At 68.6% G+C, this 24,663-nt stretch carries 24 protein-coding genes and 1 tRNA gene; 16 read left to right on the top strand and 9 right to left on the bottom strand.

Translation table 11 applies throughout. The features are described 5' to 3' along the window. A partial coding sequence (locus tag ABT186_RS25890; RefSeq protein ID WP_351927040.1) for a DUF2510 domain-containing protein occupies positions 1–689 on the bottom strand: 689 nt, incomplete at its 3' end. Between the two features lie 242 nt (positions 690–931). Here ABT186_RS25890 and ABT186_RS25885 point away from each other — a divergent pair. Beyond that, a complete protein-coding gene (locus ABT186_RS25885; RefSeq protein ID WP_351233026.1) occupies positions 932–1,390 on the top strand; it encodes an SsgA family sporulation/cell division regulator in 459 nt (152 codons plus the stop codon). Positions 1,391–1,418: 28 nt separating this feature from the next. On the opposite strand, the gene ABT186_RS25880 is transcribed toward ABT186_RS25885, so the two are convergent. Further along, on the bottom strand, positions 1,419–2,825 hold the full coding sequence (locus tag ABT186_RS25880; protein WP_351233024.1) for an FAD-binding oxidoreductase: 1,407 nt from the start codon (positions 2,823–2,825) through the stop codon (positions 1,419–1,421). Positions 2,826–2,974: 149 nt separating this feature from the next. On the opposite strand from ABT186_RS25880, the gene ABT186_RS25875 reads away from it, so the two are divergent. Then, positions 2,975–4,390: a tetratricopeptide repeat protein gene (locus ABT186_RS25875; RefSeq protein ID WP_351927038.1), complete on the top strand. Its 1,416-nt coding sequence runs from the start codon at positions 2,975–2,977 to the stop codon at positions 4,388–4,390. Positions 4,391–4,517: 127 nt separating this feature from the next. Here ABT186_RS25875 and hppD read toward each other — a convergent pair whose 3' ends face one another. After that, positions 4,518–5,663 (bottom strand): 4-hydroxyphenylpyruvate dioxygenase, encoded by a 1,146-nt coding sequence (gene hppD, locus ABT186_RS25870; RefSeq protein ID WP_351233022.1) that lies wholly within the window; start codon positions 5,661–5,663, stop codon positions 4,518–4,520. 122 nt (positions 5,664–5,785) lie between these two features. On the opposite strand from hppD, the gene ABT186_RS25865 reads away from it, so the two are divergent. From ABT186_RS25865 to ABT186_RS25845, 5 genes are all read left to right on the top strand, one after another. After that, the gene (locus ABT186_RS25865) at positions 5,786–6,265 is read left to right on the top strand and encodes an Lrp/AsnC family transcriptional regulator (protein ID WP_351233020.1); all 480 of its coding nucleotides are present in this window, start codon (positions 5,786–5,788) and stop codon (positions 6,263–6,265) included. Between the two features lie 19 nt (positions 6,266–6,284). Beyond that, complete coding sequence (locus tag ABT186_RS25860) at positions 6,285–6,959, top strand: ABC transporter permease (protein WP_351233018.1); 675 nt, start codon at positions 6,285–6,287, stop codon at positions 6,957–6,959. Beyond that, entirely contained in the window at positions 6,956–7,756 is an 801-nt protein-coding gene (locus ABT186_RS25855; RefSeq protein WP_351233016.1) for an ABC transporter permease, read from the top strand. The genes ABT186_RS25860 and ABT186_RS25855 overlap by 4 nt, the downstream gene beginning before the upstream one ends. Positions 7,757–7,859: 103 nt before the next feature. Then, on the top strand, positions 7,860–8,444 hold the full coding sequence (locus ABT186_RS25850) for an ArsR/SmtB family transcription factor (protein ID WP_351233014.1): 585 nt from the start codon (positions 7,860–7,862) through the stop codon (positions 8,442–8,444). 12 nt (positions 8,445–8,456) lie between these two features. Further along, complete coding sequence (locus tag ABT186_RS25845; RefSeq protein ID WP_351233012.1) at positions 8,457–8,639, top strand: hypothetical protein; 183 nt, start codon at positions 8,457–8,459, stop codon at positions 8,637–8,639. Here the strand turns inward: ABT186_RS25845 and ABT186_RS25840 are convergent. Genes ABT186_RS25840 through ABT186_RS25830 form a run of 3 tightly spaced genes read right to left on the bottom strand, consistent with a single transcriptional unit; the run spans position 8,636 to position 11,412 of the window. Beyond that, complete coding sequence (locus tag ABT186_RS25840; RefSeq protein ID WP_351233010.1) at positions 8,636–9,427, bottom strand: S16 family serine protease; 792 nt, start codon at positions 9,425–9,427, stop codon at positions 8,636–8,638. The two genes, ABT186_RS25845 and ABT186_RS25840, sit on opposite strands and share 4 nt — an antisense overlap. A 42-nt stretch (positions 9,428–9,469) precedes the next feature. Further along, positions 9,470–10,579 carry an o-succinylbenzoate synthase gene (gene menC, locus ABT186_RS25835; RefSeq protein WP_351927036.1) on the bottom strand — a complete coding sequence of 370 codons (1,110 nt, stop codon included), beginning with the start codon at positions 10,577–10,579 and terminating at the stop codon, positions 9,470–9,472. Beyond that, positions 10,576–11,412 carry a chorismate synthase gene (locus ABT186_RS25830; protein ID WP_351927034.1) on the bottom strand — a complete coding sequence of 279 codons (837 nt, stop codon included), beginning with the start codon at positions 11,410–11,412 and terminating at the stop codon, positions 10,576–10,578. Before ABT186_RS25830 ends, menC begins: the two co-directional genes overlap by 4 nt. A 102-nt stretch (positions 11,413–11,514) precedes the next feature. Between ABT186_RS25830 and ABT186_RS25825 the strand changes: the two genes are divergently transcribed. Then, positions 11,515–13,098, top strand: coding sequence for a PucR family transcriptional regulator (locus ABT186_RS25825; RefSeq protein ID WP_351927033.1), 1,584 nt, complete (start codon positions 11,515–11,517; stop codon positions 13,096–13,098). Between the two features lie 71 nt (positions 13,099–13,169). Here the strand turns inward: ABT186_RS25825 and ABT186_RS25820 are convergent, their stop codons facing one another. From ABT186_RS25820 to ABT186_RS25810, 3 genes are all read right to left on the bottom strand, one after another. Next, positions 13,170–13,811: an IclR family transcriptional regulator gene (locus ABT186_RS25820; RefSeq protein WP_351233857.1), complete on the bottom strand. Its 642-nt coding sequence runs from the start codon at positions 13,809–13,811 to the stop codon at positions 13,170–13,172. A gap of 398 nt (positions 13,812–14,209) precedes the next feature. Continuing rightward, positions 14,210–16,018, bottom strand: coding sequence for a DEAD/DEAH box helicase (locus tag ABT186_RS25815; RefSeq protein WP_351233855.1), 1,809 nt, complete (start codon positions 16,016–16,018; stop codon positions 14,210–14,212). Between the two features lie 148 nt (positions 16,019–16,166). After that, entirely contained in the window at positions 16,167–17,612 is a 1,446-nt protein-coding gene (locus ABT186_RS25810) for an MFS transporter (protein ID WP_351233853.1), read from the bottom strand. A gap of 282 nt (positions 17,613–17,894) precedes the next feature. Here ABT186_RS25810 and ABT186_RS25805 point away from each other — a divergent pair. From ABT186_RS25805 to ABT186_RS25770, 8 genes are all read left to right on the top strand, one after another. After that, positions 17,895–17,969: transfer RNA gene (locus ABT186_RS25805), tRNA-Cys, on the top strand. A 140-nt stretch (positions 17,970–18,109) separates the two neighbouring features. After that, the gene (locus tag ABT186_RS25800) at positions 18,110–19,183 is read left to right on the top strand and encodes a tyrosine-type recombinase/integrase (protein ID WP_351927031.1); all 1,074 of its coding nucleotides are present in this window, start codon (positions 18,110–18,112) and stop codon (positions 19,181–19,183) included. A gap of 1,051 nt (positions 19,184–20,234) precedes the next feature. Beyond that, the gene (locus tag ABT186_RS25795) at positions 20,235–20,840 is read left to right on the top strand and encodes a GIY-YIG nuclease family protein (protein ID WP_351927029.1); all 606 of its coding nucleotides are present in this window, start codon (positions 20,235–20,237) and stop codon (positions 20,838–20,840) included. Between the two features lie 10 nt (positions 20,841–20,850). Beyond that, positions 20,851–21,087, top strand: a complete 237-nt coding sequence (locus ABT186_RS25790) for a type II toxin-antitoxin system Phd/YefM family antitoxin (protein ID WP_351233847.1) — start codon at positions 20,851–20,853, stop codon at positions 21,085–21,087. A gap of 12 nt (positions 21,088–21,099) precedes the next feature. Continuing rightward, a complete protein-coding gene (locus ABT186_RS25785; RefSeq protein ID WP_351927027.1) occupies positions 21,100–21,417 on the top strand; it encodes a hypothetical protein in 318 nt (105 codons plus the stop codon). Beyond that, positions 21,410–21,556 carry a hypothetical protein gene (locus ABT186_RS25780; RefSeq protein ID WP_275780461.1) on the top strand — a complete coding sequence of 49 codons (147 nt, stop codon included), beginning with the start codon at positions 21,410–21,412 and terminating at the stop codon, positions 21,554–21,556. The genes ABT186_RS25785 and ABT186_RS25780 overlap by 8 nt, the downstream gene beginning before the upstream one ends. A 195-nt stretch (positions 21,557–21,751) precedes the next feature. Next, complete coding sequence (locus tag ABT186_RS25775; protein WP_351927025.1) at positions 21,752–22,792, top strand: AAA family ATPase; 1,041 nt, start codon at positions 21,752–21,754, stop codon at positions 22,790–22,792. Between the two features lie 821 nt (positions 22,793–23,613). Next, complete coding sequence (locus tag ABT186_RS25770) at positions 23,614–24,291, top strand: hypothetical protein (RefSeq protein ID WP_351927023.1); 678 nt, start codon at positions 23,614–23,616, stop codon at positions 24,289–24,291. Positions 24,292–24,663: the final 372 nt, after the last annotated feature.

Genomic DNA, 24,663 nt, shown 5'->3' with positions numbered 1-24,663 from the left:
CGCGCCGCTGCGGGCTGCCCGGAACCGGCCGCCCCCGTGCTGCCGCCCTGCTCCCCCGTGCGCGGGGCCAGCGCACGGAACGCCATGGTGCCCTCGGCAGGGGCGGGGCCACCGGTGCCGGAGGTGTCCCGGGCCGCCGCCCCGCCGCCCTCGCCACGCGGCTGCCGGCGGAACACGACCGTGCCGTCGGGGGCCGGGGAGGAACCGGAGCCGGAGTCGGTCCCGGCCGAGGCGTCGGCGGGCGGGATCGTCGCCGAGCCGTCCGTACGGGTCGCCGGTCCGTCGGGCCGGTCCGCGAGAGCAGCCCTCGGATCGGCGCCCTGGGGCGCGCCCCATGACACCCGGCGGTCCTGCTCGCCGCCGAAGCCGGACTGCTGGGAGCGGTCGGCGCCCCAGGCCGAGGCGGGCTCCGGACGGCTGCCGTGCTGGGCCTCGGCCGGGCTCACCGGCTGGGGCTCGTCGACCGGGTCCTCGTCGAAGAAGTGCGGCCCGGTCTCCTCGACCGAGGGCTGCGTGGGCCGCGCGCTGGGCGGCGGGGAGAGCGGCCGGCCGTCGGTGGGCGCCGGCCTGCTGGTGCCCGGTACCCAGGCGGCGCCGTTCCAGTAACGGACATATCCAGGAATGGACGGATCCGGGTAATAACCTTCGCGGGGTCTGTCGTCACCGGGGGCCGGAGTTGGGGCGCTCATATCCGTCGTCCCGTATCTGCTCGGGGGTTCATTGGAGCCTCCACATCTATCAGACGGGGACACAAGCCACTGCCGCTCCGTCCGTACCCGACCCTTTCCGGGCGACACCGCGCACGCCCTTCACACACATGGAACACACCCCGAAAGAAAATCTCCGAAAGTCGCGTAATGCTTCCGGCACCTTCGTGCTCTCCCTCGTACCGGCCGACCCGACGGCCCCGTACAGAGAGGAACCGCACGACATGCACACCATGGTCGAACGCGAGCTGGAGCTCAAGCTGGTCCTGTCGCCCGAGCGCAGCGTCCCCGTCCCGGCCAGGCTCGGTTACCGCACCGACGACCCGTACGCCGTCCACATCACCTTCCATATCAACTCCGACCACCCCGTGAGCTGGACCTTCGCCCGCGAGCTGCTGGTCGAGGGGGTGTTCAGACCGTGCGGGCACGGGGATGTGCGGGTGTGGCCGGCGAAGGCCGGGGGGCGCAGCGCCGTGCTGATAGCGCTGAATTCACCGGGCGGGGACGCCCTGCTGGAAGCGCCCGCCGCCCCGGTGTCGGCCTGGCTGGAGCGCACGCTGCGGCTGGTCCCGCCCGGCACGGAGTCCAGGCGGCTCGGCATCGACGACGGCCTCGCCGAACTGCTCGCCCCGGCGGCAGCGGACGACCTGTGGCTGCACGACGAGTTGAAGGACGGTGAGTGAGCCGGGGGCGGCGTGTGAGCGGGGCGGGTCAGAAGAGCTTGCCGGGGTTGAGGATGCCCAGCGGGTCGAAGACCTGTTTGACCGCTCGCTGCATCTCCACGCCCACCGGCCCGATCTCGCGCGCCAGCCACTCCTTCTTCAGGACGCCCACGCCGTGCTCGCCGGTGATCGTGCCGCCGAGCTCCAGGCCGAGGGCCATGATCTCGTCGAAGGACTCGCGGGCGCGCCGGGACTCGTCGGGGTCCTGCGCGTCGAAGCAGACGGTCGGGTGCGTGTTGCCGTCGCCGGCGTGCGCGCAGACCCCGATGGTGAGCCGGTACTTCTCGGCGATCCGCTCGACCCCTTCGAGCATCTCGCCGAGCCGGGAGCGGGGCACGCACACGTCGTCGATCATCGTCGTGCCCTTGACCGCCTCCAGCGCGGTGAGCGACAACCGCCGTGCCTTCAGGAGCAGTTCGGACTCGGCCGCGTCGTCGGCCGGTACGACCTGGGTGGCGCCCGCGGCCTCGCACAGCGCGCCGACCGCGGCGAGGTCGGCGGCCGGGTCCGGGGTGTCGAAGGCGGCGAGCAGCAGGGCTTCCGTGGTCTCCGGGAGGCCCATGTGCGCCAGGTCGTTGACGGCCTTCACGGTCGTACGGTCCATCAGTTCGAGGAGCGACGGCACGTGTCCTCCCTCCATGATCCGGCACACGGCGTCGCAGGCGGCGGCCGCCGACGCGAACTCCGCGGCCAGCACCAGCTGCTGGGGCGGCTTGGGCTTCAGGGCGAGGATCGCCCGGACGACGATGCCGAGCGAGCCCTCGGAGCCGACGAAGAGCCGGGTGAGGTCGTAACCGGCGACGCCCTTGGCGGTGCGGCGGCCGGTGGACATCAGGCGACCGTCGGCGAGGACGACGTCCAGGCCGAGGACGTACTCGGCCGTCACCCCGTACTTCACACAGCACAGACCGCCGGAGGCCGTGCCGATGTTGCCGCCGATCGTGCACATCTCCCAGCTGGAGGGGTCCGGCGGGTAGTACAGGCCGTGTTCGTTCACCGCGCGGGAGAGCGTGGCGTTGATGACGCCGGGCTCGACGACGGCGATGCGGTCGACCGGACTGATCTCCAGGATGCGGTCCATCTTGGTCAGCGAGAGCACGACGCAGCCGTCGGAGGCGTTGGCCCCGCCCGACAGACCGGTGCGGGCGCCCTGCGGGACGACCGGGACGCGCAGTTCGGTGGCGGTCCGCATGATGTGCTGGACCTGCTCGACGGTGCGCGGCAGCACGACCACCGCCGGGGTGCCGGCCGCGCAGAAGCTCGCCATGTCGTTCGCGTACGAGGCCGTGACGTCGGGGTCGGTCAGGACGGCCTCGTCCGGCAGACCGGTCCGGAGGCGGTCGAGGAGGTTGCCGGTGACTTCGTCGCGCGGGGCTTCGATACGGCTCATGATCACAGCGTCGCACCCGGGGGCAGCGGTGTGAACCCCGTCGGCGCGCGGCACGGGCGGAGGGCGGCGCCCGGCGGGCCCATCGCTGTGAAACCACTCCGCTACGGGCTTCGGGTGCCCGAAGCCGGCCCGCGTACTGGCGCATGGTGTGCGGCATGGAGAACGAACAGCCGGGTGCGTCCCGCCCCCGCCGCGCCCGCACCGTCCGGCGTGCGCTGCTCGCCTCGCTGATGGGATCCGCCGTCCTCGGCGGTGTGCTGGTGCTGTTGCCGGCCGGGGAGGAAGAGGCGGTGCCCGCGCCGGGGGCCGTGGCACGGGCCAGGGCCGCGGTGAGCGCGGGGGTGCCGGCCGCGCTGCCCGATCTGGCGGCGTTCGTGGCGGACCGGGAGACGTATCTGCGGAACCGTCCGGGTGATGCGCGGGCCTGGGCGCTGCTCGGGGCGGCGTACGTGGAGCGGGGCGCGCGAACGGCGGACGCCGGGAACTACCCCAGGGCCGAGAGGGCGCTGCGGACCTCGCTGAAGGTGCGTGGGCGCCGCAACGAGGAGGCGCTGGCCGGGCTGGCCGCGCCGGCGAACGCGCGCCGGGACTACCGGGCGGCGAAGCAGTGGGGCGAGGCGGCGGTGGGAGCCGCGCCGAAGATGTGGACCGCGTACCCGTCGCTGATCGAGGCGTACGCCGGGCTCGGCGACTACAAGGCCCAACGCCGCACGCTGGACCGGCTGCTCGCGCTGCGGCACGGTCCCGCGGCGACGGCCGTGGCCGCGCGGGTGTACTGGGGCCAGGGGCGGCACGAGGACGCGACGGCCTCGCTGACGGATGCGGTGGCGCGGGCGGGAGGGCGCGCCGAGCGGGCGGCGTACTGGGTGCGGTGCGGTGAACTGGAGTGGGAGCGGGGGGAGCCGGCCGAGGCGCTGCGGTACTTCGAGGCGGCGGTGCGCACCGACTCCGGCGCGCACGCGGCCCTGGCCGGGCGGGGGCGGGCGCCGGCCGCGCTCGGGCGGACCTCTCAGGCGCTGGAGGCGTACCGGGCGGCGTTCGCGAAGCAGCCGGATCCGCGGTACCCGCTGGAGCTGGGCGAGTTGTACGCGTCGCTGGGTGACGAGGAAGCGGCGAAGGAGCAGTACGACCTGGTGCGGGAGCGGGTGCGGAAGGACGAGGCGGGCGGGGTGGACGACGCGCTGGTGCTGGGGCTGTTGGAGGCGGACCACGGCGATCCGCACAAGGCGGTGCGGCGGCTGCGGAAGGAGTGGAAGAGGCAGCCGGGCATCCCGGTGGCGGACGCGCTGGGGTGGGCGCTGTACCGGGCCGGGGAGGGCGAGCAGGCGCTGGTGTTCGCGACCCGGGCGACGGACCGGGAGCGCGGGGGCGGGGTGCAGAGTGCCCTGTACACGTACCACCGTGCGGAGATCGAGCTGGACCTGAAGCGGACGGGCCCGGCCCGCCGCCATTTCGTGCAGGCGCTGCGCATCAACCCGCACTTCTCCCCGCTGCTGGCGCCGGCGGCGGAGGCGGCGCTGGGGGAAGCGGGGGAACCGCCACAGGAGACGGTGCCGACGCGGGAGCGCTGACCGTCCAGGCAGTGGGAACCGTCCAGGCAGTGGGAAGGGGGGCCGTGTCCCGCGGGCGCCGCCCCCGTGGCGTCCGCGGGACAGGAGATTCCCCCGGCACGCGATGGCTGCCGGTGCTGCTACGGATTCACAGGTTCCCGCGCTTGGCCTGCTCCCGCTCGATCGCCTCGAACAGGGCCTTGAAGTTGCCCTTGCCGAAGCCCATGGAGCCGTGGCGCTCGATGATCTCGAAGAAGACCGTCGGACGGTCCTGGACCGGCTTGGTGAAGATCTGCAGCAGATAGCCGTCCTCGTCGCGGTCGGCGAGGATCTTCAGTTCGCGCAGGGTCTCGACGGGCACACGGGTGTCGCCCACCCATTCGCCGAGGGTGTCGTAGTACGAGTCCGGGGTGTCGAGGAACTGCACGCCGGCCGCCCGCATCGTCCGTACGGTCCGCACGATGTCGTTCGTGTTGAGCGCGATGTGCTGGACGCCGGGGCCGCCGTAGAACTCCAGGTACTCGTCGATCTGGGACTTCTTCTTGGCGATGGCCGGCTCGTTGATCGGGAACTTGACCTTGAGCGTCCCGTCGGCGACGACCTTGGACATCAGCGCGCTGTACTCGGTCGCGATGTCGTCGCCCACGAACTCCTTCATGTTCGTGAAGCCCATGACCCGGTTGTAGAACCCGACCCAGTCGTTCATCCGCCCGAGTTCCACATTGCCGACGCAGTGGTCGATCGCCTGGAAGGTGCGGTGCGCGGGCGGCTCGACCATCGGGTCGGCGGCGACGAAGCCGGGCAGGTAGGGGCCGTCGTAGCCGGTGCGCTCCACCAGGGTGTGGCGGGTCTCGCCGTAGGTGGCGATGGCGGCGAGGACGACGATGCCGTGCTCGTCCTTGAGCTCGTAGGGCTCGGCGAGCGAGCGGGCGCCGTGCTCGATGGCGTACGCGTACGCGGCGCGCACGTCCGGGACCTCGATGGCGAGGTCGATCACGCCGTCGCCGTGCTCGGCCACGTGCCGGGCGAGGAAGTGGCCCCAGTCGGTGGCGGGCTTGATGACGGAGGTGAAGACAAAACGGGCGGAGCCGTTCTCCAGGACGTACGAGGCGGTCTCGCGGCTGCCGTTCTCCGGTCCGGAGTACGCCACGAGCCGCATGCCGAAGGCGGTGGAGTAGTAGTGCGCGGCCTGCTTGGCGTTGCCCACGGCGAAGACGACCGCGTCCATTCCCTTGACCGGGAAGGGGTCTGCCTCGCGCGCGGTGTCGGGGGTGTGGTGTGTGGTCTGCGTCATAGCGGCAGCGTCACCCCTCCCCGCAAGGTGCGCAATAGTTTGCTTCTCGGCTGGGCAGTCTGCTCAGCAAAGGGCCCGTATCGGCGCGCGTTCTGTACATGATGACCATCTGGGAGCACGGTATGGCGATCGATCATCTGGACGCCCGGCTCATCGTGCTGCTGGCGCGGGAGCCGCGACTCGGGGTCCTGGAGATGTCCCGGCGGCTCGGGGTCGCGCGCGGCACCGTACAGGCGCGGCTGGACCGGCTTCAGTCGAACGGAGTGATCCGCGGGTTCGGTCCTCAGGTGGATCCGGCGGCGCTCGGCTACCCCGTCACGGCGTTCGCGACGCTGCAGATCCGGCAGGGCCAAGGGCCGGACGTACGGGCGCACTTGGCGACCGTCCCGGAGGTCCTCGAACTGCACACCACCACCGGCAGCGGGGACATGCTGTGCCGCCTGGTGGCCCGCTCGAATGCCGATCTCCAACGTGTGATCGACCGGGTTGTCGGTTTTGATGGCATCGTCCGGGCCGCCACGGCGATCGTCATGGAGAACCCCGTCCCGCTGCGGATCATCCCGCTGGTGGAACAGGCGGCAAAGGACCGGGAGAGGAACTAGCCGACCGGGGTGAACGCGTGTGAGCTTCTGGGAGTATCTGGGCCACCACCACCAGCGGTTGCTCACGGACGCCTGTCTGCACGCCGTGGTGGTGGCGCAGTGCATGGCCGTCGCGACGGTCCTCGGGGTGCTGATCGGCATCGCCGCCCGCGGCTCCGAGCGGGCCGGACACCTCGCCACGGCCACCGCGGCCACCTTCCTCGCCGTCCCGGCCCTCGCCCTGATCGCTCTGCTGGTCCCGGTCGTGGGACCGGGCGTGGCACCCACGGTCATCGCGCTGACGTTGTGCGGCCTGCTGCCGATCGCGCGGAACACCGTGGTCGGGCTGCGCGCGGCGGACCCGTGGCCGGCGGACAGTGCCCGGGGCGACGGGATGTCACGGATGGCACGCCTCGCGCGCGTGGAGCTGCCGCGCGCCTGGCCGCCGATCCTCAGCGGCATCCGGGCGTCGACACAACTGCTGCTGGGTGTCGCCGCGATCGCCGCGTACGCCTCCGGGCCCGGCCTCGGCAACGAGATCTTCCGCGGCCTCGGCTCCCCCGGTAGCGCGAACGCGCTCAACCACGTGCTCGCCGGCACGCTCGGAATCGCCGCCCTCGCGCTGCTGTTCGACGGCACATATGTCCTGATCGGGCGGCTGACCATCCCCAGGGGGCCCGGAGCACCGGCGCAACCCGAGGAGAGACGGAAGTGACCACACTCAAGGTGGAGGAGCAGCAAGAGATCGAAGCGCCGCCCGTGCCGAGTCCTCCGGAGCAACTGGTGACCTGGCAGAAGCTGACCATCCTGCCCCTGGTGCTGGTGGCGGTGCTCCTCGCGACCGGGCACTGGTTCCGGCAGGCCCGACTGGACCCGGCCTCCGCGAGCGCGGTGGCGCCCGGACAGGTGTCACAGGCGCTGTGGCGGCATGTCGAACTGACCGCGATCGCCACGTTCCTCGTGCTGATCATCGCGATTCCGCTGGGGATCCTGCTCACCCGCAGGGCGTTGCACAGGGTCATGCCGGCGGTGGCGGCGATCGCCGCCACGGGCCGCGCGGCCCCGGCGATCGGCCTGCTGGCGCTGCCGGTGATCTGGCTGGGCACCGGCCGCAAAGCGGTCCTGGTCGGCATGGTCGTCTACGCCGTCCTGCCGGTGCTGTCGCGCACGATCACCGGGCTGAAGGCGAACGACCAAAGGCTCCTGGAGGCCGCGCGCGGCCTCGGCATGTCCCGGCTGGGCGTGCTGACGCGGATGGAACTGCCGTTGGCCGCCCCGCTGATCCTGGCGGGCGTACGGACGGCGCTGGTCCTCAACGTCGGTACGGCGACCCTGGCGGCCTTCGCCGGAGGCGGCGGGCTGGGTGTGCTGATCACGACCGGGATCACTCATCAGCACATGCCGGTGCTGGTGCTCGGCGCGGTCCTCACGATCGCGCTCGCGCTCCTGGTCGACTGGCTGGCGTCACTGGCCGAGATGCTGCTGCGGTCGCGGTTCGTCAAGCGGGGCTGAGGGTCCGGTAGTTCCGGGGACTCAGATCCGGGGACTCGGATCCAAAGAGTTGGTTGCAAAGAACCCGTTGCAACGGGTTCTTTGCAACGCTATCTTTGTACGCATGAAGGAGCCCCAGGACTCGCAGATCCGCAACCTCGACGCCCGCTCACTGCGCGGGCTCGCGCATCCGCTGCGCATGCGGCTGCTGGACGCCTTGCGCTTCGGTGGACCGGCCACCGCGTCCCAACTCGCCGAGAAACTGGGCGAGTCCAGCGGTGCCACCAGCTACCACCTCCGTCAGCTCGCCGCGCACGGCTTCGTGGAGGACGCGCCGGAACGCGGCAAGGGGCGGGAGCGGTGGTGGAAGGCGGTCCACCGGGGTCTGGTGTTCGACGACTCCCTCCTCACGGACAAGAGCCCGGAGGTGCGCGGCGCCGCCGACCTGTACCTCCACGAGGTCGCGACCACGCAGACCCGGGATCTGTCGACGTGGCTGGGCAACCGCGACGCCTGGCCCGAGGAGTGGTCCCGCGTCTGGGACATGAGCAGCGCGACGCTACGGCTCACACCCGAGCTCACCCGCGAACTCGTCGAGAAGATGCACGCCCTCCTTGAGACCTACCGCGGTCTGGCTGCCGCCGAGAACGACCCACAGGCCGCGCAGGTACGGATCCACACGCACGCCTTCCCCATCACCACGGACTGAAAGGCACCGCCGATGCATCCCGAGTCCCACCTCGCCCTGCACCACGCCCGCGCCGCCGAGCTCCAGGCCCAGGCCGCGGCCCACCGCCTCGCCGTCGAGGCCCGGCAACCCCGCGACCTGCGCGTACGCCTCGGCTGGACCCTCGTCGAGGTCGGCCTGCGGCTCGCCGCCGCGCCCAGGCCCGCCGCCGTCTAGCAGCTCGGCACCGAGCCCTTCCCCTTCTCCAGCGCCACCAGCGTGTCGACCGCGCCCTTCAGCGTGGTCACCGGCACCAGCCGCAGCCCCTTCGGCAGCTCCGCCTTCGCGTCGGAGCACTCCGCCTTCGGGACCAGGAAGACCGTCGCGCCGTCACGGCGGGCGGCCTGCGTCTTGAGGGCGACCCCGCCGACCGCGCCCACCGTTCCGGCCGCGTCGATCGTGCCCGTACCGGCGATGGTGCGGCCGCCCGTGAGGTCGCCGCCGACGCCGTCGCCGTCCAGCTTGTCGATGATCCCGAGGGTGAACAGCAGGCCCGCGCTCGGGCCGCCGACGTCCGAGAGCTTCAGCGTGACCTTGACGTTCTTGTCGCTGATGTGCAGGTACTTCAGCGCCGCCCGGGTCGCCGCGTCCTGGGACTGCTTCATCTGCGCGGTGTTGTGCTTCTCGATCTCCTTGACGCTGTTGCCGCTCGGGTAGACCGAGTCGCGCGGCATCACCGCGCGGTCCGTGCGGAACCAGCCGTCGATCACGTCGCTGAGGGAGACGCGCGCATCGGGGCCCGTCGCCTCGATCGTCGTCATCCGCAGCTGGCCGGTCGTCGTACGGGTGCGCGCCCCGCTGATCGTGATCACCTGGGCGCCCTGGTTCGCGCCGAGGACGTTGGCCGTCATGCCGGGCTGCGCCACCGAGAACGGCAGCGGCACGAACACCGCCGTGGCGAGCAGAGCCACGACGGGCAGGGCGCAGATGGCGACGGCCTTGGGGCGCGAGAGACTGGAGAGCACGAGGTCAATCTAACGCGACGGTGACTTCCGGCCAGGTCCTGGTCAGCCCCCGTACACATCCCGCCGGGCGGTGGTGAAGCGCCGCAGCGCGTCCGGGAGCGGTGCGACGCCGATCCCGGGCCCGGACGGCACCGGCAGATGGCCGTCCTGGAGCACGAACGGCTCGGTGATGTCCTCGGCGAAGTAGCGGGAGGACGCCGAGGTGTCGCCGGGGAGCGTGAAGCCGGGCAGGGCGGCCAGGGCGAGGTTGGGCGCGCGGCCGATGCCCGTCTCCAGCATGCCGCCGCACCACACCGGGACCCCGTGCGCGTGCGCCACGTCGTGCACGCGGCGGGCTTCCAGGTAGCCGCCGACCCGCGCGGGCTTCACGTTCACGACCCGGCAGGCGTCCATGGCGATCGCGGAGGCGGTGTCACGGGCGTTGTGCAGGGACTCGTCCAGACAGACCGGGGTCGCGATGCGCTTCTGGAGCCGCGCATGGGCGTGGAGGTTGTTCTCCTCCAACGGCTCCTCGATCAGCAGCAGCCCGAACTCGTCCAGCTTCCGCAGGTGCTCGGCGTCGGCGAGCGTGTACGCCGTGTTCGCGTCGACCTGGAGCGGCAGCGCGTCCCCGAAGCGCTCGCGGACGGCCCGTACGGGTTCGACGTCCCAGCCGGGTTCGATCTTCAGCTTGATGCGGACGTACCCGTCGGCGAGGTAGCGCTCCACGTCGTCCAGCAGCTGTGGCACGGAGTCCTTGATGCCGACCGAGACCCCGGCCGGCACCCGGTCCCGTACCGCACCCAGACAGGTCGCGAGCGGCATGCCGTACGCCCGCAGTTCCGCGTCGAGGACCGCCGTCTCCAGCGCCGCCTTCGCCAGCTCGTGCCCCTTGGTCTTCGCCATGGCCGGGGCAAGCACGGCCGTCGTCAGCCGGGGCAGGGCGGCTACGCGCGGCAGCAGGAAGTCGCGCAGGACGAGCTCGGCGCCCGCGACGAACTCCGAGCAGTACAGCGGCTCGGGGTCGGCCGCGAACTCCGACCAGCCCTCGGCGGCGTCGGTGACGACGTGGAGCAGGAAGGTGTCCTTCGTCGTCATCGTGCCGAACGAGGTGCGGAAAGGCGTGACGAGCGGGATCGCCACATGGACGATCTCGACGCGTTCGAGCTTCATGCGGGGGTGTCCTCCTCGCGGGTGAGCGTGTACCAGCCGTCCCGGGACATGCCCGTCGCCGTGAACCCGTCCGCGAAGGCCTCCGTGAAGACGTCGCGGACGGCGTGCCGCCAGCGCAGGGCGAGGGCGGGGTCGGCGGCGCGCAGGGCGACGATGTCGCCGGGCACGCGGCACCACACGTGCCGGTCGTCCTGGGAGCGGCGCGCGAGCAGGGCGCCGTCCGGGGCCATGCCGATGACGGGCGCGGCCGCGCGGTCACCCGTCTCCTTCGGCCGCCGGGGCGCCAACAGGTCCCAGGTCACCGTCAGCCGGTCGCTCTCGTCGCCGACGTTCACGCCGTCCGCCATCGGACCGTAGAAGTCGACCAGGTACTCGGTGCCGGCTCCGCCCAGCTTGACCAGGTTGAAGCGGGCGTTGCGCCCGACGAGCGGGTCGAAGGTCCAGCGCAGGGTGCGGGCACCGCGCTCCAGGGCCCAGGCGCGCTGCGCCTGCTTCACCGCGTGCCCGACGCCGCGGTCGGCGGCCGCCACCAGGGAGTACGCCTCCGCGGCGGCGGGCGGCCCGAAGACGGCCACCGTCGCTCCGGCCAGCCGGTCGCCGGCGAATGCGGCGTGCACGGCGCCACCGGCGTGCACCAGGCTGTGCAGCACCTCGGCCGGGTAGGGCGGGGTGCTGTGGGGCGTCTGCCACACATCGCTGAAGAAGTCGGCCACGGCGGCCAGGCCGGCCACGTCGTGCACGGTACGCAGGTGAACACCGGCGGTGCGGGCGGCGGCGTCCGCGAGTTCCCCCGCATGCCTGTGGGCAGCTGAGTGGTCCGTCTCTGCTGTCATGCGTCGAGTTTCGCCAGCCCATGACCGCCCCACGTTGTACGCGAGGCCAAAGACTGCGTACGTTCCTGATGAGATCGGCCAATCCGTCGAGCGAGGGACCCCATGGACGTCTGCACCCTCGGTGATCTACTGGACGTCATCGGCGAGCCCTCCGTCCGGCTGCACACCGCACCCGCCGGGCTGACCGCGCCCGTCACCGAGGCGCTCCTGTACGACGCGCACGCCCCGCTCCCCCAGGTGCCGGGCGCACTGCTGCTGGCGGTGGGCGTACGGGCCCCGGCGGCCGGGCCGCTGACGCGGGCCGCCGCGGAGGCGGGGATGACCGGTGTCGTCGTACGCGGCGGGGACGGGCCGGTCGGCGAGGCGGAGTCGGCCGGGGTGGCGCTGCTGTCCGTGGACGAGGACGCGGCCTGGCACCAGGTGCATCTGCTGCTGGCGTCGGCGATCGGCGCGCACCCGGCGGCGACCGGCGGCGGGGACGCGCGCGGGGAGCTGTTCGCGCTGGCCGACGCGGTGGCCGCGGCGGTCGGCGGGGCCACGGCGGTCGAGGACCCGCGGCAGCGGATCCTCGCCTACTCGACGGTGCCCGGGCAGGCGCTGGACGAGGACCGCCGCCAGGGCATCCTCGGGCTCCAGGTGCCGGGCAGCCCGGAGAACAACGAGCAGTACCGGACGGTCTTCGCCGCGCAGGGCCCGGTACGGCTGCCGGCGCTCGCGGACGCCCTGCCGCGGCTCGCCGTCGCCATCCGCGCCGGTGGCGAGACCCTCGGCTCGCTCTGGGTCGTGGACGACGGCAGGCTCGCGCCCGACGCCGAGGAGGCGCTGGCGCAGGGCGCGTCCACGGCCGCGCTGCTCCTGCTGCGGGCGCGGGCCGCGCAGGAGCTGGCCCGGCACCAGGACGGCGATCTGCTGCGCCGCCTCCTCGACGGCACCGCCGACCCGGCGGCCGCCACGCACCGGCTCGGCCTGGAGGCCGTGAGGGTGGCCGCGTTCGTCCTGGACTCCCCCGTCTCCGCGCCGGACGGCGAGCAGACCGCGCTGCGGCTGCTGGACCTCGTACGGCTGCAGTGCGAGGCGCGCTACGGGCGGCACGCGTGCGTGCTCGTCGACGGGGTCGTCTACGCGATGCTGCCCGCACCCGCGGAGCGTGGTGGGGCCCGTGAGCCGGCTGCAGCGCCCCGGAGGCGAGCACATGAACAGCGGCATGTGCGGCTGGCCGAGGACATCGTGCGGCGGGCGGGGCAGGCGCTGCGGATGCCGGTGCGGGCCGGGCTCGGGGAGGTGGTGCCCTCGCTCGCCGGGGTCCCGGCCTCCCGGGACGATGCGGACCTCGTCCTGCGGGTGCTCGGGCCGGAGCTGCCCGTGGCCTCGGCGGCTCAGGTGCGGCCCCGGCTCACGCTGCTGCGGCTGTCGGAAGTACTCGGCGGGCGGCGCGAGTTGGCCACGGGCGCCTGGCAGGAGGTCCTCGCGTACGACGCCGGGCACGGCACCGGGTACGCGCGCACCCTGCTCGCCTGGTTCGAGGCCGGCTGCGACATGGCGGGCGCGGCACAGCTGCTCGCGGTGCACCCCAACACCTGCCGCTACCGTCTCAGGCAGGCCCAGCAGCACATCGGGATCGACCTTGACGATCCAGACGAACGGCTGGTGCTGTGGCTGCAGTTGAGGACGCTGGCGGACCTCTAGGCCTGGGCGCGGGACTCCGTCGGCTCAAGCCATGGAGGGGACGAAACTCCGGGTTCTCGGCCGTGCGGTGGTCAGCGGAGCGCCTCCGCCACCTCCCGAGCCGCGTCCACCACCCGCAGCCCCACCCTTTCCGGTACGGAGTCCGACAGCATCACGACCCCGACGCTGCCCTCGACCCCCGTCACCCCGAGCAGCGGCGCGGCGGCCCCGCTCGCGCCCGCTTCCAACTCCCCGTGCGTGAGCGTGTATCCGGGCTCGGCGACCGGCTGCTGACGGGCCGCGAGTATGGCGCGCCCGGCGGCTCCTCGGTCGAGCGGATGGCGGAAGCCGGCGCGGTAGGCCACGTGGTAGTCGGTCCAGGTCGGCTCGACGACGGCGACGGCCAGCGCCTCCGTCCCGTCGACGAGCGTGAGGTGCGCGGTCGCACCTATGTCCTCGGCGAGCGCCCGCAGCGCCGGCAGGGCGGCCTCCCGCACCAGAGGATGCACCTGACGGCCGAGGCGCAGCACACCGAGCCCGACCCGGGCGCGGCCACCGAGGTCGCGGCGTACGAGGGAGTGCTGCTCCAGGGTGGCCAGCAACCGGTACACGACGGTCCGGTTGACGCCCAGTTTGCTGGACAGCTCGGTGACGGTCAGCCCGTGATCCGTGTCGGCGAGCAGCTTGAGGACCCTCAGGCCCCGGTCGAGCGTCTGGGAGGTCTCCGCGGTCACGACGCCCACTCCTTCAGTGGTGAGGTCGGCGGTCCCCTCGCGGTGGATGCGACGCCGAGTCCCGTCGGCGACGCGCTTCAGAGGCCGCCGATCGGCCGGCGGCCCGGTGGTTCCCGGGCTCGGTCGCTTCACGGCTGCGCTCCGCGGCGGCGCTGCCACGGGGCGTGTGCGTAGCGGGACAGTAGCGAGCCAGTTCGCTCAGCGGAAGGCTCCGTCCAGAATCCGGTCGGTGGCCGGTACGTAGTGGTTCGATTTGCGCGGGTATGGACACGGAGGGCCACGACTGCACTGGGGGCATGCGGGCCCTGAAAGGGGCGCGGGGAACTGCGCGCCCAGCCACGGACGACCCGCGCCCGACACACAACCGGCATCACACGGCCAGGGCTCAGCGCCCAGCGTCACCGCATACGCGTGGCCCACTCCTGGACCTTGGCGATCCGCTGCCGCAGCTGCCCCGCCGTGCACTCCGCACTCGGCGGCCCTCCGCACACACGGCGCAGCTCGTTGTGGATCACGCCGTGCGGCTTGCCGCTCTGGTGGACGTACGCGCCGACCATCGTGTTGAGCTGCTTGCGCAGTTCCAGCAATTCCTTGTGGGTGACCACGGGCCGCCGGTCGGCGGGCAGTTCGAGCAGGTCGGCCTCCGTGTCCGGCTTCCTGCGGCTGTGCGCGATCTGCCGGGCCTGCCGTTTCTGCAGCAGCAACTGCACCTGCTCCGGCTCGAGAAGACCCGGAATACCCAGGTAGTCCTGTTCCTCCTCGCTGCCCGGGTGCGCCTGCATTCCGAACTCGGCGCCGTTGTACATGACCCGGTCGAAGACGGCGTCGGACTCCAGCGCCTCGAAAGGCAGCATGTCCTGCTCGCCGGTGTCCTCGTCCTGCTCCCGGTTGGCCTCGTCCATCTCTTTCTCGGACTCGGCGTACGGGTCCTCCTCCTCGCCGCCCTTCTTCGGCTTGTCGAGGACGTGGTCGCGCTCGACCTCCATCTCGTTGGCGAAGGTGAGGAGGTCCGGGACGGTCGGGAGGAACACGGAGGCGGTCTCGCCGCGCCGCCGGGACCGTACGAAACGGCCGACGGCCTGGGCGAAGAAGAGAGGTGTCGAGATCGTGGTGGCGTACACGCCGACCGCCAGCCGGGGCACGTCGACGCCCTCGGACACCATGCGCACCGCGACCATCCAGCGGTCGTCGTTGCTGCTGAACTCGTCGATGCGGTCCGAGGCACCGGTGTCGTCGGACAGGACGAGGGTCGCCTTGTGGCCGGTGATCTCGCGGATGAGCTTGGCGTAGGCGCGGGCCGAGTCCTGGTCGGAGGCGATGACGAGTGCGCCGGCGTCCGGGATCGCCTTGCGGACCTCGGTCAGCCGCTGGTCGGCGGCGCGCAGCACGCTGGGCATCCAGTCGCCGCGCGGATCGAGGGCGGTGCGCCAGGCCTGGCTGACGGCGTCCTTGGTCATGGGCTCGCCGAGCCGGGCGGCGATCTCGTCGCCCGCCTTGGTGCGCCAGCGCATATTGCCGCTGTAGGAGAGGAAGATGACGGGCCGGACGACCCCGTCGGCGAGGGCGGACCCGTACCCGTAGGTGTAGTCGGCGGCGGACCGCCGGATGCCGTCATTGCCCTCTTCGTAGGCGACGAAGGGGATGGGGTTGGTGTCGGACCGGAAGGGCGTACCGGTGAGGGCGAGTCGGCGCGTCGCCGGCTCGAACGCCTCCAGGCAGGCCTCGCCCCAGGACTTGGAGTCGCCCGCGTGGTGGATCTCGTCGAGGATGACGAGGGTCTTGCGCTGTTCGACGCGGTTGCGGTGCAGCATGGGCCGGACGCCGACGCCCGCATAGGTGACGGCGACGCCGTGGTACTCCCGGCCGAGCGGTCCGGCGCTGTACTCGGGGTCGAGCTTGATCCCGATCCGCGCGGCCGCTTCCGCCCACTGCTTCTTCAGGTGCTCGGTCGGCGCGACCACGGTCACCTGCTGCACGACGTGGTGGTGCAGCAGCCAGGACGCGAGCGTCAGCGCGAAGGTCGTCTTGCCGGCGCCGGGGGTGGCGACGGCGAGGAAGTCACGCGGCTGCTCCTGGACGTACTTCTCCATCGCCCCCTGCTGCCAGGCACGCAGCTTGCCGGCCGTGCCCCAGGGGGCGCGGCCGGGGAAGGCGGGAGAGAGGTGGTGCGAGTGCGAGGAACTGGAGCTGGTGGCGGTGGTAGTCACGGTCTCCGGGGTGGAAGGTCGGGCGGCTCGGCTACGTATGACAACCGGGCCACCCTACCGGTGAGCTCACCCGCCACTCGGCTCAACGACGCCGCATCGGGCCCGGGTGCGACACGGGTCACAGATCACCGGACGCGGCCCCGACGGGTCACCGCTCCCGCAGCCGGGTCGTCACCCACGCCCCCACCAGGGCCACCACCGCCATCGGCAGGAACACCGCGGCGAAGGCGGCCGGATGGGAGCCGGTGGCGCTCGCAGCGGTGGCCGTGTGCGCGACCGTGCCCCCGCCGAGCGCGGCGAACGCGGCGCCGCCCGCCGCGAGCAGGAGGACGTTGGAGAGACCGTCGGAGATCTGCAGGGCGGCCGAGTTGGCGCCCGCCTCCTCGGGGGCCGACAGGTGCAGCATCAGAACGCTGGTCGAGGAGATCACCAGGCCCATGCCGAAGCAGCCGAATCCCCAGGCGACGGCGACGGTCCAGACGGGGACCGAGTGGATCAGAACGCCGGGCACCGTGGTGATCGCGGCGGCGACGAGGAGCATGCCCAGCGTCATCAGCCGCTCCCGGTACGGTTCCAGACGCGGCCTCGACTGCACGTACGAGCCCAGCGCCCAGGCGCCGCCGGCCGGCGCGAGCGAGAACCCTGCCAGCGTCGGCGACAGCCCCCGCTGTGTGACGAGCATCAGCGGCACGAAGCTCTCCGCCGAGATGAAGGCGCCCGCCGCCACACCGCGCAGCAGCACCACGGAGGGCAGCCCCCGCGCCGCCCGGTAGGTGCCGTGGGGCAGCAGCCCGAGCACGGCCGGGACGAGCAGGGCGGCACCCGCGACGCCCGGGACGAGCGAGAACCGGCTCATGTCCTGGGCGGCGTACTGGAGAAGTCCGGCGCCCAGCGAGATGCCGAGCGCCAGCCGGATACGGCGGCCGTCGAAGGGCGCCGGGACGGCCTCCTTGGCGGGGCCGCCCGCCCGGCGCCGTATCTGTGGGAGCGCGAGCGCCAGCGGGAAGACCACCAGCGCGGGGATTCCGATGAACACCCAGCGCCAGCCCAGCTGTTCGGTCACCGCGCCCGATGCCAGCGGGCCGACCACGGACGGGACCACCCAGCTCGCCGCGAACGCCGCCATGATGGCCGGCCGCAGCCGCTCCGGATAGGCCCGGCCCACGACCACGTACAGGGCGACGATCACCAGGCCGCCGCCCAGCCCCTGCACGGCCCGTCCCAGAATGAACAGCCACATCGCCCCGGCCGTCCCCGACAGCAGCAGTCCGGCCGCAAAGGCGGCGATGCCGCTGGTCAGCGAGCCGAGCGGGCCGCTGCGGTCCGACCACTGCCCGGCGAGGACCATGCCGAACAGGCTCGTGGTGAAGTACCCGGAGAACGCGAAGGCGTACAGGGACACGCCGTCCAGCTCCCGCGCCGCAACCGGCATCGCGGTGCCGACCGCCGTCGCCTCGAAGGCGATGAGCAGGACGACCGAGACGATCCCGATACTCAGCGCCCGGTACGGCCGGCTCAGCACACCGGTGGTGCCGTCCGCTGCGACGGAAGGGGCATGGGCGACGTCGGTGTCGCGGGGTTCCAGGGCTGCCATGCAGGTCAGCGTAAGGGGCTCGGCGTGGATTGACTCCTGTCCGGAGACGGTGATCGGTTAGGACCTTGGTCGTACGACTCGGGCCTTCATGAGCGGCGGGGCTTCATGAGCGGCGGGGCTTCATGAGCGGCGGGGCTTCATGAGTGGCGGGGCTTTCATGAACGGCGTGTGGCAGTCCCATTGCAGCGCCGAGGATTCCCTTGAGCACCTTGACCACCGGCCCCTACGGTCAATACGTCAGGTCGGAACGAGGCAGCGGCAAGCCGTACCGCACCTGATCTTGGCCGTGTGCCCGAGTGGTTCAGGGACTCGCCTGCAAAGCGAGTTACGTGGGTTCGAATCCCGCCACGGCCTCCAAGACATGCACTGACCTGGGGACTCTCTGGCTAGCAGGCCCTCTCTCTGGTGGTGGCAACCAGTCCACTGCCCCGATGTGTGACACGCCTAGGCAACACAGGCTTACGCACGACAGGGGCTGAACCAGGGAGCCAGACCCCATGGCGAAGAGTCCGCTCAGGGCACAGCAGCGAGCCACGGCAGCCGACACCCAGACCCCTGTACCTCTCCGAGCAGTGAGGGCAGTCAAGGGGGCTGAGGATGTCCGGCTGGCTCAGATCTCAGAGCTAGAACTTCACCTGTCCACCACGACCAACAGGGCAGGCAGGCCGTACCAGCGACGCACCATCAACGCCTACCGGTACGCAGCAGTCCAGCTCCATCACTGGCTCACCGCACAGAAGACGGCAGGGGACTTCACTGCCGTTGACACAGCCACTCTCAACCGGTTCTTCCGCTGGTACTACCAGGAACACGACGTACCCAAGAGCCAGGATGGAAAGGGTGGTTACACAGGTGGGGTGAATACCGCTCAGAGGAATCTCAGGGCGCTGTTCAAGTACCTGGAGGAGGAGTACGAGGTAACCAACCCGTACAGGGACCCGAAGCTACAGCGGTACGCCACGCCCCCCATGGGTAAGCCGAAGACCCTCAGCACTGAGTTCGTGGCGGACATGCTCAAAGCCACAGGGAACGGCAGGGCTAGGGACTTCGAGACCGTGAGGGACCACGCGATCATCAGGGTTCTCACCGAAGGACTCAGGGCAGAGGAGTTGCTGAATCTCAGGGTGCAGGACCTGGATCTAGCGGGTCACACGCTGGTGGTGCTCCCGCTCAAGATGGACCGGAACTCTCTCGACGGCAGGGTTATCCCGATCCAGCCCAAGACGGTGAAAGCCCTCACCCGGTACCTCAGAGCCAGGGAGCAGCACGCAGAAGGGGACAGCACTCCATTCCTGTGGCTGGGCACTCGGTCACGCAAGCCGATGGTCTACATGTCGGTGTACCGGATGGTGAAGAAGAGGGCCAAGGAAGCCGACTACGACCCGGCAGCGGTCTCCCCTCACTCGTTCTGCCACACCTGGGCCGATGACCTGAAAGCCGCAGGAGTACCGGGCGAACACATCATGGCCGTGCGTGGATGGAAGTCTCCCGCCATGCTCAGGAGGTACGGGGCAGACATGGCCAGCAAGAGGGCTGTGGACGCTGTGCATGCGCTAGGGGACCGGTACTGAGGGATTACCCCAGGGGCTAGCTGAGAGCCCCACAGAGGCAGCAGGAGGGACCGTCCGGGACATTGCCCGGCGGTCCTTTCTGTATGAGCGGGGAGAGTGTGAGCCGTGCCAGGCATCCCCCGCACATCACGGAACGGTAACGATCGATGACCCCTGCCTGACAAAGTGCTCAAGAAGCACCCCGTTCTACAAGTGAGGGCACCAACCCCGAGCATGCCGACGGGCTAGATTACAGATCGGTAACGACTCGCGACCCCTGCCTGACAAAGTGCCCAGGATTCACCCTACGTAGATAGTGAGAGGGTTGCTTCGAGGGTGCCGACCGACCAGATAACGGATCGATAACGACTGTGATCCCGCCCCGACTGGGTAGGTCGGTCGGGGGTCTCTCTATAGGTAGAGGGTTGCTCAGACTCCCTCTCGTGTGGCTAGTCTCCACAGTGGTGTGTGGTGAAGCCCCCGGCTGACTCTGGTTGGTCGGGGGTTTCTTTATGCCCTCATGTCGCCACGACATTCCCGACTGACCACCCACGGCACGGGACGCCACATACTTCGATCTCGGTAGGCATGTACGGCCCGGTGTCAACAGCTCCCGGTAGACATGAATGCACCCCCCACCCCCGCTAGACCGCGTGGCACACCCATACCTGATGCCGCCACGACATTCACCCACCACACGACCACAGGAGGTCACCACCATGAAGCGTCACTACGTCATGCAGTTCGACGGCTCGATGAAATGCGTTTCCTGCCGCCAAGAGTTCAGCACCCGAGAAGAGCTGGGTAAGCATTACGGGCTGAACGGTAAGTGCAAGCACCCGATAGCCGTGGGTCTTCACCTGGACCCTGCGCACCTGCCTTACCGATGGACTGCCAGCAAGCCTGAGGGAATCGCTGTAAGCCCCCCCAAGGCTGCGTGAGACCGAGTAGGCGCCGATACACCAGGGCTACTGAGACAGACCGGCAGAAGCCCATACAGACACGTTTATGGGGCACAGCCGGGAGATCTTCCCGGTCCGGCCCCCACACCACACAGTAAGGACCACACATCATGACCATCTGCGTAATGGACAACTGCAATGAGCCGGGCCAGACCAAGGAACTGGGGCACATACCCGGCAGCCCCTCACTGACACTGTGCTCTGACCATTCCTGGGATCTGTTCTGGGCTGGCCGAGAGAAGTCTCGGAAGTTGGCTGCCGCTATCAGTGAGGCCAACCCTGATATGCAGCACACCCCCGGCTGGACGTATGTCATTCGACTGGCTAGCGGGAACGTGAAGATTGGCTACACCGGAGACCCGACACTCAAGCGGCTGAAGACTCTGAGCGGCAAGCCCAATCAATCCATCCCGGTTCAGGTGCTGGCAGTCCTCAAGGGCGGTGAATCCCTGGAAGCCGTGATTCAAAGCAAGTGGGGTCACCTCCGAGTGCAGGGGGCCATGGAGGAATTCCACCCCGATCCGTCGCTACTGGAGTGGGCTAGTGGACAGGGGATTGATCCTGCCGTCAGTGACTTCGATGACTACGTGATTGAGAAGCACGAGCGGAGTTCTAAGCGAGGGACCGTGGGTGAGTACGCCCGAGAGATGTTCGGGGATATCAATCAGCAGATGATCCAGCAGAACGCAGCTAACAAACTGAACTCCTGGTTCTGATACCTAACACATGATGCGGCACCGGGCGGGGTCCCCTTCATCCCCGCCTAGGCCGCCACAACCAATCAAGGAGAGAGCAGCAATGCGAGTAGCTAGTAACGACGCACGGCACATCATCCCGGATCTGATCAGGCGGGCGGAAAGTGGAGAGACCATCACGCTCACCCGATACCACAAGGAGGTAGCCGTAATCATCTCGGCAGAACGGTACGAGCGACTGACACGCAACCTCATGGAAGACAACTGAGAGGCGGGACGAATGGCATACCGCAAGAGACAGACCCTGATACCGAGCATCGTCACGGTACTGGAAACGATGGCACCGAAGGTTTGGGTCACCCCAGACAAGATGGTCCGCCACAACGGGGATGAAGACCTGAGAGATGAGATAACAGCGAACGTCGAGCGAGGCAGGAAGACCGGAGCTAGGAAGTCATCTCTGTTCTTTCTCGCCGTACTGCTCACCGCTATGGAGCGTGGAACCTTCTCCCCCGCCGACATACAGAAGCTGGACCACATGGGGCAGGGCAACGCTACCTATCTACTGGAGAAGCTGAAGGAGAACGAGAGTGACTGAGCAGATCACGGAACTCTGGGATGAGTACCTGGGGCAGGGCGGTGAAGCCCTGCCACTACTGAAGGTCTTGGTTGACAACGCTTGGGATTCCCTGAGCGGAGACGATATAGCTGAGCTACAGAGATTCCTGAGCTACTGAATGGGAACCCCGAGCCGGCTGACCCTTTCAGAATGACTGACTGAGTCCCTTTGGTGAGGGGCCGGAGATTACCGGCCCCCCGCCATGGATGCTCAGGCATTCAGAACCAAGCCTCCCAACAACACCACACCGATTGGATGAGGGCTATGGACCGCATGACCGACACACACCACCACAACAGATGGAGATACGAGCATGAGCTACAACAACTACAGCGGGGAACGAGAGGCACACAACTTCAACCGGCGATCCTGGGCTGAGGCTAAGGTGCGAGCCAAAGAGCAGACCGGCTGGATTGTCCCCGGCCTGATTAGCAGCACAACCACCCTTCTGTTCGGACAGAGCAAGGTGGGCAAGAGTTTCCTTACCTCGGCACTCATGGCAGCGATGGTCACCAAAACTCAGTTCCTGGGCGAGGACATCGAGAACCGGGACTGGAAGATCGCTATTGGAATCTCTGACGATGACGCAGACGTGGACCACATCGATCGAGTGCATACGGTTGTTCCGGAGGATGTGGAGATTGAAGCCGACTTCTTCGAGATGCCCCGCATGAGGAGTATCGAGCTGTGGCATGACCTGTTCCGAGAGGTGACCGAAGGAGGGTTCAACTTCCTGATCCTCGACAATGCGACTGGCCTTACCAGGGGAAGCCTGAGCGACGACAACTCCACCAACGACTTCTTCGAGGGTGTACGACTCTTCACCAGGGCAGGTATCCCTGTGCTGATCATCGCCCACGAGACTGACAAAACTGGAGTCAATGGGCCCAGCGGTCTCCCTGTCGGCTCATTCGCATGGACCGCTAACAGCAAGAGCCGCATTCAGATCTACCGCACCAACGGCAAAGTGTTCCTGAAGACCAAGAGCAACAACGCCCCCGAGACTCGATACAAGCTGCACCACGGGGCCGGAGCTAGGTTCACTCTGCTGGAGAAGAAGTCCATGGAAGAGATCCGGGCAGAGCGTGAGGCCAAGGCACAGGAGCGAGAGCAGCAGAAGGAGGAGAAGGCTAAGCAGCAGGAGGAGAAGACTCAGGCGCAGGAGACCGAGGAGACGGCCATTGCTAGCTTCATCGTGGCTGAATGCCAGGGCATGACTCAGGCCGATGTGGCTAAGGCTGTGGTCGGCAAGTTCGGCGGAACCGAGAGTGCCAGGGTTACCGCACTGTCCAAGAAGCGTGGATTCGGTAAGCGGGTCCTGAAGGATGGAACCACCTGGACTCTGGCTAGCTGAGACTTGCTTGCTTGCTCGAAAAGTTGCCCCATATACATGAGAGCAAGAGCTAGCAAGCAACTGAAACCAGTAGTGGGAGGACGCTCCCAGTCCACTCCTCCCATACCCACCTCGGCCTGACGGACCAACGACATGGGAACGGGGAGACCGAGCGTCTAGCGGGTGTCTCTCCCTCCTTCCCATCCATGAGCACCACGAGTCAGCATGAGGCACGCTAACGCCGCTTAACGCTAGGGCTACGGCTGCGTGCAATCTGCCGGATGTGCCACGGTCCACCAAACCCATTACGCGGGGAATGGAAGAGGCGTAGGCCCTAGCCGGAGCACTCTTCACCAAACCCTAAGCGGGGGAAGCAGAGGCACTGGCAGTACGCAGGGCATGACCGGTTAGGCAGAGACGCAGTAAGGGGCCAGCGCTAAACCTGAGTGCCAACGTCGCGAATAGGTACTCAGTCAACCGGTCCACTCCTCCGACGACGTCGTCGTGGCCCTCTCCCCTCATTCCTCCCCGCTGGACAGAGGCACCAGACAGACGGCTATTCAATGCCTTCCCCTGGTGGGGCCCCTGGCATTGCCTGCCGATGTTCGTGCTCATCCTTCCCCGCTGATCTGTTAGGGCCTGTGTCCCCCGCTTAGTGCCTGCATCACTTCACCTAGCACCACTGTGGGAGGCGTGCCCTCCAGGGCCGTAGAGCCTCCATCACCTAAGCCCTCCCAGCGGTATCAGCCGTACCGAGACCTCTCTTTAGATGTATCCCAATCCAGCCCTATTCAAAGGGTCAGCCGGCTCGGGGTACCCATAACCGATTAGGAGACCACACCATGAAGATGACCGAGCTTTCCAAGACCACCATTCAGACCGAGACCACCAGTGAACTGAAGTCCATCACGAGAACCAGACGACTGGTCGACACCATGCTGTGGGTCATAGCGGCCGGAGCAATCCTGTTCAGCCTGATGACCGGAGCACCATTCGTCTCTGCTCACTCTCACTGGAAGTGGACTGGATGGGTGCTGCCGTCGATTGTGGATGCTGCCCTAGTCCTCTCCCTCTCCGCTGACTCCATTCTGAGTAGACATGGCGTTGAGTCTGGTAACTGGGCTACTGGGTTCCGGTGGACTACTGGACTGGCCTCACTCTTCCTGAACACCTGGACTTCAATAGCGGGTGGAGACTGGGTGGGAGTAGCAGTGCACTCCATTGCCCCCGTCATTCTTGTGTTTGCTGCCGAGGTTTCTCCTGTGTACCGGAGGAAGTTCCATGAGATTGAGCTGAGCCTTAGTGACCAGGTAACTGAGATGACTGTGACTAAGGCAGTCTCGAAGAAGGAGACTGTAGTGAAGAACTCCACTCCACTCACCACTAACCAGCAGGCAATCAGGGATGGATTCCTGGCGGGGAAGAAGGCAGCGGTACTGGCAGAGGAGATTGGAGTTAGTCCCTCGTACGTCTACACCCAGTACAAGAAGATGAAGACTGAACTCGACCTCACTGCATGAGAAAGGGCCGGGTCATCCCCGGCCCCTCTCATCGACTCTCAGAACCTTCTCAGTCTCGCTTCTGGGATCCTGCGAATACTGCAAACATCACGAAACAGCAGAAAGCCGTAGCGACACTGTCACCCCCCAATCTGTCAGGCACTGGGATGCCAGCCAGATTATTGAGAAAGAGTAGAGCGTACTGAACGGAGGCTGCAACACTCAGTCCTTGAATAATGCCGTCATCTATCCAAGGGAGGGAGGAAGCAAGAGCAACCCCGATGACGGTCAACACCCCCACCAGCGGGGACAGAAAGAAGCCAGTCACCACTACTAAGACGATGCCGAGTAGTGCACCAAGGCAACCGCGTCCCTCACCCTGATTCTGCATAT

This window comes from Streptomyces sp. NPDC001634 (genome assembly GCF_040298185.1).
GTDB lineage: Bacteria > Actinomycetota > Actinomycetes > Streptomycetales > Streptomycetaceae > Streptomyces.
Note: the sequence above shows the minus strand (reverse complement) of the source record. Positions and strands in the feature narration are given on the sequence as shown.